Origin of the sequence: Microcoleus sp. S36b_A4 (genome assembly GCF_036700645.1) — a bacterium.
In the GTDB taxonomy this organism is placed as follows: domain Bacteria; phylum Cyanobacteriota; class Cyanobacteriia; order Cyanobacteriales; family Microcoleaceae; genus Microcoleus.
Genome location: NZ_JAUBPI010000176.1, coordinates 1 through 5,027 on the forward strand (window position 1 = coordinate 1; position 5,027 = coordinate 5,027).

The 5,027-nt window shown below is 46.6% G+C and carries 7 protein-coding genes; 2 read left to right on the forward strand and 5 right to left on the reverse strand.

What is annotated here, in order from left to right:
- The first annotated feature begins 600 nt into the window (after positions 1–600).
- Entirely contained in the window at positions 601–1,455 is an 855-nt protein-coding gene (locus tag QUA03_RS28245; protein ID WP_333216949.1) for a TIGR02587 family membrane protein, read from the forward strand.
- Positions 1,452–1,856 carry a TIGR02588 family protein gene (locus QUA03_RS28250; protein WP_333216951.1) on the forward strand — a complete coding sequence of 135 codons (405 nt, stop codon included), beginning with the start codon at positions 1,452–1,454 and terminating at the stop codon, positions 1,854–1,856. Before QUA03_RS28245 ends, QUA03_RS28250 begins: the two co-directional genes overlap by 4 nt.
- 171 nt (positions 1,857–2,027) lie before the next feature.
- Here the strand turns inward: QUA03_RS28250 and QUA03_RS28255 are convergent, their stop codons facing one another.
- From QUA03_RS28255 to QUA03_RS28275, 5 genes are all read right to left on the reverse strand, one after another.
- Positions 2,028–2,621: a CPBP family intramembrane glutamic endopeptidase gene (locus QUA03_RS28255; RefSeq protein WP_333216953.1), complete on the reverse strand. Its 594-nt coding sequence runs from the start codon at positions 2,619–2,621 to the stop codon at positions 2,028–2,030.
- Positions 2,622–2,652: 31 nt separating this feature from the next.
- Complete coding sequence (locus QUA03_RS28260) at positions 2,653–3,735, reverse strand: DUF3326 domain-containing protein (protein ID WP_333216955.1); 1,083 nt, start codon at positions 3,733–3,735, stop codon at positions 2,653–2,655.
- Positions 3,732–3,923 carry a hypothetical protein gene (locus tag QUA03_RS28265; RefSeq protein WP_190657364.1) on the reverse strand — a complete coding sequence of 64 codons (192 nt, stop codon included), beginning with the start codon at positions 3,921–3,923 and terminating at the stop codon, positions 3,732–3,734. The genes QUA03_RS28260 and QUA03_RS28265 overlap by 4 nt, the downstream gene beginning before the upstream one ends.
- A 57-nt stretch (positions 3,924–3,980) precedes the next feature.
- Positions 3,981–4,298 carry a 2Fe-2S iron-sulfur cluster-binding protein gene (locus tag QUA03_RS28270; protein ID WP_190740251.1) on the reverse strand — a complete coding sequence of 106 codons (318 nt, stop codon included), beginning with the start codon at positions 4,296–4,298 and terminating at the stop codon, positions 3,981–3,983.
- 239 nt (positions 4,299–4,537) lie between these two features.
- The gene (locus QUA03_RS28275) at positions 4,538–4,948 is read right to left on the reverse strand and encodes a Uma2 family endonuclease (protein ID WP_333216957.1); all 411 of its coding nucleotides are present in this window, start codon (positions 4,946–4,948) and stop codon (positions 4,538–4,540) included.
- Between the last annotated feature and the right edge of the window lie 79 nt (positions 4,949–5,027).

Consider the following 5,027-nt stretch of genomic DNA (forward strand, 5'->3'; position numbering starts at 1 on the left):
CTTATTCTCTCCCGGCGCGGTGGCTTTAGTTCTTCTCAAAGCCACCGTTCTCATCTTTATTTAGTCTAAAGTACAGTGAAAAACATTCCGATAATTATGTAGCCTATCCCCTTGGTATCAAAGGTGCCGTAGTTGGTGAAGGTGACACCTATGAAGAAGCCTTAGCTGATGTCAAGTCAGCTATTCGCTGCTACATCGAAGTATTTGGCAAAGAAACAATGGAAAACGAATCACCCGCGATCGAGACTTTTTTAGTAGAAGCAGAGGTGGCTATTTAATGTCAAAGTTTCCTGTCGATGCTTCTAAAAGACGAGTCATCAGAACATTTCAGTTGTTGGGTTTTCGGATTATTAGAGAACGTGAACATATTGTCATGGTGCGATAGAATCAGGATGGCACGTAGACTCCGTTAGTAATGCCTAACCACGAGCAAATAAAATCAGGGACACTGAGAGAAATTTGTACTCAGACGGGAATTTCTAGAGAGGAATTTTTAATAGCTTATGCACAAAGTTGAGTGCAGATGCTATTTACGATAACACTTGAAATATGTCAAATTAGAGATTGCCTTTTTTGAGGTGCATTTTCTTTCAATCAAACATGAAGAAATCAAAAAGACGTAAAAATCAGTGGTCAAATGAACTAAACGACATCATCCGAGGTGCATCGGGTGGCTTTTTGTTCGGGATTCCCCTGCTTTATACGATGGAGGTTTGGTGGATCGGTTCGCATACTACACCAGCGGAAATGTCGATCGCGATCGCAACTACTTTTATCGTCGTTTTCTTGTTGACTCGCACGGAAGGTTTTCGCAAAACTCAAGACATCCGCTGGCTAGAGGCTGCAATCGATACCGTAGAAGCGATGGCTATCGGCATTTTCTGCGCGGCTTTTGTCCTGTTTTTGCTCAGGGAAATTACGCCGGAGACTCCGCTGCAAGAAACTTTGGGGAAAATCATCTTTGAAGGTCTGCCGTTTGCGTTGGGAGTAGCCCTGGCAAACGGTTTCTTGAGCGGCGATCGCTATCAAAGCTCAGACAGCGAAAAGGAACCTACCATTAATGCAACTGTAGCAGATATCGGCGCTACTTTAATCGGCGCGATGATAATTGCTTTCAACATCGCCCCAACTGACGAAATTCCCATGCTAGCAGCAGGTATTTCGCCACCTAGACAATTAGCAATTATCGCCGCTTCGCTGCTAATTTCCTACGGTATTGTATTTGTAGCAGGCTTTACTTATCAAGCAAAACGACAGCAGCAGCAAGGGATTTTTCAGCGTCCCCTCAGCGAAACTGTCATGGCCTATTTAGTGTCGCTGGCTGCTTCTGCATTTATGATGTTTTTCTTCCACAAACTCAGTTTTGACGACCCGTGGTCGATTTGGTTAAACTATACGTTAGTATTGGGACTGCCCGCGGCTGTTGGTGGCGCGGCGGGAAGGTTAGCGGTATGAGTGAAAGTAATAACGAACAGCAAGAAAAAAGAACTCCTGCTGAATGGGTGACATTTGCGATCGCCTGCTTGATCCTTTTTACCCTCACCGGACTGGTAATCTACAACTGGGTGACTAAAAAGCAGGAACCTCCGGTTATTTCTGTCACTCGGAACACACCAATTCGCGAAAATCAAGGGCAATTTTACGTACCGTTTACAGTGACAAACACGGGCGGCGAAACGGCTGAATCAGTGCAAATTATTGCCGAATTGCGCGTAAATGGCGAAGTTGTAGAATCCGGCGATCAACAAATTGATTTTTTGTCAACCGGCGAAACTCAAGAAGGAGCTTTTATTTTCAGCCGCAACCCCAGTCAAGGTGAGTTGATTGTGCGATCGAGCAGCTACAAACTGCCTTAACACAGATAAAACTCGGCGGTTAAAACCTTTTCACCTCTGTGCAATCTTCCTCTTCCTTCGCGCCCTTAGCGTCTTCGCGGTTCGTTCAATCTAAAAACCCCCTTGCGCGTTGGCATTTATTGCTATATTCCGCGCAGGCGCGATTTCAATCGCTTTGGAATAGCGATCGACCTACCGCTTCACCACATTATTTTCCCACTTCCAAACACAGCTAGAAATCAAATTCGTACAGATATGAGCCGTAATTGGCACTAACAAATTCCCAGTAGCTAAAACGCTGTAACCCAACAGCAATCCGACAGCAGTTGCCCAAACAGCATAAGGCCACTGATCCATGCCTCCCAAGTGCAGAATGCCGAAACAAAAACTCGATAAAACTATACCGGTAACATTCAATCCCAAAGCAGACAGCATCACGCCTCGAAATAGCAATTCTTCGCTAAGTCCGGGCAGGAGTCCCAGCCAAATCAAATCTGGCCAAAACAAAGGTTTGAGCACTACTTCCAAGTAAACGTCTGCACTCCGGCGATAACCCGGCCAGAGGTGATAAACGATCGCACTCCCACCTGTAATTGCCAGTCCGATCGCAAATCCTTTGAGCAAGTCCATTCCTATCAATTTGACTGGCAAAAGTGATACCGATCCAAATAGCAACCACAATTTAGCAACAGCCAGCAACATAATTGCTGTCACGCCCATTGCTATTAAAACTTGGGTGCGCGTCAAGGGTTCAATTTCAGGATTTCCGGGAAGTTTTTCTGCCACTTAATCACTTTTAGATTTGAGGTTTGAGATTTTAGATTTGTTTTGTTGAGTCAGACAAACAACGCAGGGAGGAGATTTCTGCACCCAAGGAAGCTGGACTGATGCCGGCCCGCAAAGCGACCAAAACTCCGATCGCCTCTAAATATGAGTTTACCTGCAAAGCTTTGATTCCGAGTTTTTCTGAAGTCGCCTGCATCTGGGTTTTGTTGTCGCCCACAGCGATGATTTGTACGGACGATCGCCCACTCAAACTCAGAATAGCACTGCCGCCGCAGGCTGTGGCGGGTATCACTACCGCATCGACTCGATCGGCGGTAATTGATAATTGATTGTGCTGCTGGCTTTCTGGCGCTACCAATTGGGGAGCTTTGCCCAGGCCGGCAAGCACGCAAGGTAGGAAAGTATAGCCGATTTCCTCAGCAGCAGATCGCGGGGACAGGTGCGGATCGAGGGGAAGTGGGGAAAGCGCAGGGGCGTGAGCACAGGGGATTTTAAACGTCCTGACGATGAGGTGGCTGATCACAGCTTCGGCGCCGGCGAGGGGGTCAACTCCTTTGCCGCGGCGGTAGTTTTCGAGGGCGAGGCTGCCTTCATCGTCGGGAAATCTCGCTACAACTGCGATCGCCTCTACTCTTGCTTGTTTGATTAATTTTTCTGCTGCGCGCAATAAACTGTCTGGATTGCCGATTGTCCCCCAGGATGCCCCTGATTCAGAAATACGCAATTCTACTTGCAGAGGGCGATCGGTTAAAACACAATCAGTTATATTCAAGCCCAATGTAGCTCTCGCTGCATCAGCCGCTTGCAAGTGCCGCAACTGCAAGTCTGGTTCGATCGCGGAATCTAGGATTAAGCCGATGCGATTTTGATGTACCGGTTGCAGTCCCCAGCATCCGGCAGCAAATTTGTCAAGGGCGTAACCTTCAACGTAGAGGGCGTTAGGTATCGGCCAATAAAGTTGAGCGCCGTTGAGGACGTTGGGGTGAGTGATCAGGGTGTCTGAAATTTGGGCGATCGCCCTAGCCACCGGCAGCGCATCTCCTGCAAACCCACCAATCGAGGCTCCAACGCCTGTGGGGACTATCAAAACCACTGTCAAAGGGCGGGGGTTCACGATGTTGCGGGGGATGCTTCCACGAGCACGTAGCCTTCTACCACAGCCTTTTGCCGATCGACATCCACATCTGTGACTGCCCACCGCAGGGGTTCGCCGTGCTTTTGCAGTTCAATTTCAATCGCCGAGTGCAATTCTTCGGCGGTATCGTGGAGGTCAACTTCTGCGGAAATGAAATGGGTAGTCATCGGGCGATCCATAGTGGTTTTACTGTGATCGGTACTTAGCTCAATTTTAGCTTAGTCCTAGGATTTACCGAATTGGCGATCGTACACAATGTCTTCTTTTTCGGTTTCTATCTTCAAGTTCGATCGGGGATAAGCAATGCACAGCAACACATAACCTTCTGCCTGAAGTTCGGGACTGACGCCCATGCAATCAACTTGCTCAACTTCACCCTCAATAACTTTAGCAGCGCAAGTAGTACAAACCCCCGCATTGCAGGAGTTAGGCAGATCAATGCCCGCAGCGTTAGCCACCTGCAGAATTTGTTTATCTTCGGGCACTTCTACGGTATAGGTAGAGCCTTGGTGGATCAATTCAACAGTGTAAGTCTTAGACATATTTCAATGATTGGTTTTAATTCCCAATTGGAATTTACGGTAAATTTGCAAACAAAGCAATGAGTATTTTACCGCTCTTGGTGATTTTGTGCAACTTTACAACTGCACTTTTTATTGCTAATAATTTTTATTAATTGCCTGGGGCGAGTGGCATTTTGTCAATGACTTATCCACAAATTATCACGAGGATTACGGGCGAACTCGGCCAGAAAGCACTTATACGTAACTAATTTTTGCCTTCAAGCCAACAACTCCTCAACAGCAACACTAAAACCCGCCAGCACTAACTGAGTGCTGATGGTAGAACCCTGGTTAAAGGTTAACTTTTGAGTTTGAGTCATTATCATTATCCAGCGACTTTCTGGAAAAACTATCCAAACTTCCAGACAACCCGAATCTAAATACTCTTGTGCTTTAAGAAAAATCTCTTCTGCAATATCAGTAGGAGAAACTATTTCAGCAATTAAGGGCGGACTTTGAGGCAAAGTCGGAACATCACCAAATTGAGCAACAAGTTCAGGAGTCAGATAAGCTACATCAGGACGGCGCACTCGCCTGTCAGTACGACAAGGAACCTCCGTATAGACTTCGCCATCTTGCCCGCTAGATATCTTATAACTTCTCCAAGAATAATCTAGTTTAGATTGGATGCGACCATTGGTGACAAGTTAAGACTGTAAGTCTTTTGTCAAGAGGCTTTTAGAGAATTGTTGAAAAAAAACTGGTCAG

What these genes read in the sequence shown, in the direction of transcription:
- QUA03_RS28245 (WP_333216949.1), top strand. Translation starts at nt 601, where the DNA reads ATGAAGAAATCAAAAAGACGTAAAAATCAGTGGTCAAATGAACTAAAC.
- QUA03_RS28250 (WP_333216951.1), top strand. Translation starts at nt 1,452, where the DNA reads ATGAGTGAAAGTAATAACGAACAGCAAGAAAAAAGAACTCCTGCTGAA.
- QUA03_RS28265 (WP_190657364.1), bottom strand. Translation starts at nt 3,923, where the DNA reads ATGACTACCCATTTCATTTCCGCAGAAGTTGACCTCCACGATACCGCC.
- QUA03_RS28270 (WP_190740251.1), bottom strand. Translation starts at nt 4,298, where the DNA reads ATGTCTAAGACTTACACTGTTGAATTGATCCACCAAGGCTCTACCTAT.